The sequence below is a fragment of the Butyrivibrio sp. WCE2006 genome (assembly GCF_000701985.1).
Classification (GTDB): Bacteria; Bacillota; Clostridia; order Lachnospirales; family Lachnospiraceae; genus Butyrivibrio.
Genome location: NZ_JNKH01000094.1, coordinates 1 through 1560 on the forward strand (window position 1 = coordinate 1; position 1560 = coordinate 1560).

At 39.9% G+C, this 1560-nt stretch carries 2 protein-coding genes; both read left to right on the forward strand.

Translation table 11 applies throughout. The features are described 5' to 3' along the window. On the forward strand, positions 1-342 hold a 342-nt coding region (locus T501_RS19400; protein ID WP_044917176.1), incomplete at its 5' end, for a helix-turn-helix domain-containing protein. Next, positions 339-1560, forward strand: a 1222-nt coding sequence (locus T501_RS19405) for a type II toxin-antitoxin system HipA family toxin (protein ID WP_044917177.1), incomplete at its 3' end; no start/stop codon positions are given. The genes T501_RS19400 and T501_RS19405, both read left to right, overlap by 4 nt.

The window sequence follows — 1560 nt, forward strand, 5'->3', positions numbered from 1 at the left end:
ATGAAATATTTATTTGTTAACGGCATCCTTTCTGAACTGGCCAAACGAGCTAAAGACTATAGGCTGGCATATCCCCTGACTCAAAAGGAGCTGGCAGATAAGGCAGGCGTATCACTAAGATCTGTCCAAAAATTTGAAAAGGGTTTAGATGTGCAACTGGATATCTTTATTAAAATCATGATGGCGTTGGATTTAGCCGACAATTTTAATACTCTGATACCAGATATGAGTGACAGGCCCTCTACATATTTAGCTAGACAAAATGGAACAGAGCGGAAAAGAGTCAGAAAGAAAAACGACAAACCAAGCAATAGAACTTTCAAATGGGGTGACGAACAATGAATAACCTTGCAGAAATATTTTTATGGAACACCAAGATTGGCACCCTCAGTCTCAAAGAAGGTTTACCTTATGCAATCTTTGAGTATGACAACGATTTTATTGAAGGGGTTCGTGGAACTAATATTCAGCTTTCGCCCTTAAAAATGCCTATATCCAACAAACTCTATTCGTTTCCTAATTTAGAAGAATCGTTTCACGGAGTACCTGGAATGATAGCTGATTCCTTGCCCGATAAATTTGGTAATGCCATTATCAACCAATGGCTCGCTGCACAAGGAAAGTCCGAGACTGATTTCAACGTGATAGATCGATTGTGTTATACAGGGAGCCGAGGTATGGGCGCACTAGAATATCGTCCAGCACTCTCTGCTGGCTCCAGTTCATCTGATATAGTCAATGTCAGTGAGATGGTAAAATTCGCCTCTGATGTTTTGAGTAAAAGAAAAGAAGTAAACATAGACATGTCCAATGCCTCTTACTCACAGTTTCTCAAACTAGGAACATCTGCAGGAGGTGCAAGAGCAAAGGCAGTCATTGCATGGAATGAAGAAACAAATGAAGTGAAGTCTGGTCAGATTGCCCCTGAAAAAGGATTTGATTATTGGCTAATGAAATTTGATGGCGTCAGCAAGAATGGTGATCATGACATGGAGGATGAGCCTGAATATACCCTTATTGAGTATGCCTATTATCTTATGGCATTACAGGCTGGAATAAATATGAATGAATGCCGTATCTTCAAAGAAAATAACCACAATCACTTTATGACCAAACGATTCGACAGGGTAGATGGTTCAAAGGTTCACATGCAAACACTTGCGGCGCTTGCCCACATTGATTACAACACGCCAAGACTTTGCAGCTACGAATTGGCGGCATCTTACATGAAACAGATTGGTCTTGGTGCTAATGAGGTTGAACAGTTCTACAGAAGAATGGTATTTAATGTTCTTGCCGTCAACAGAGATGACCATGTTAAAAACGTCTCATTTCTGATGAACAGAGATGAAATCTGGAAATTATCACCAGCCTATGATGTCACATTTTCCTATAACCCGACAAACAAATGGTTAAGCAACCATCAAATGACGCTAAATAACAAAAGCGAAAAGATAGAATTAGAGGACCTGCTTCAGGTCGCATCCACAATCAGCATATCTACTCAGAGAGCCAAAAGCATTATTGCAGATGTAAAATCTGCAATAGTTCATTGGACTT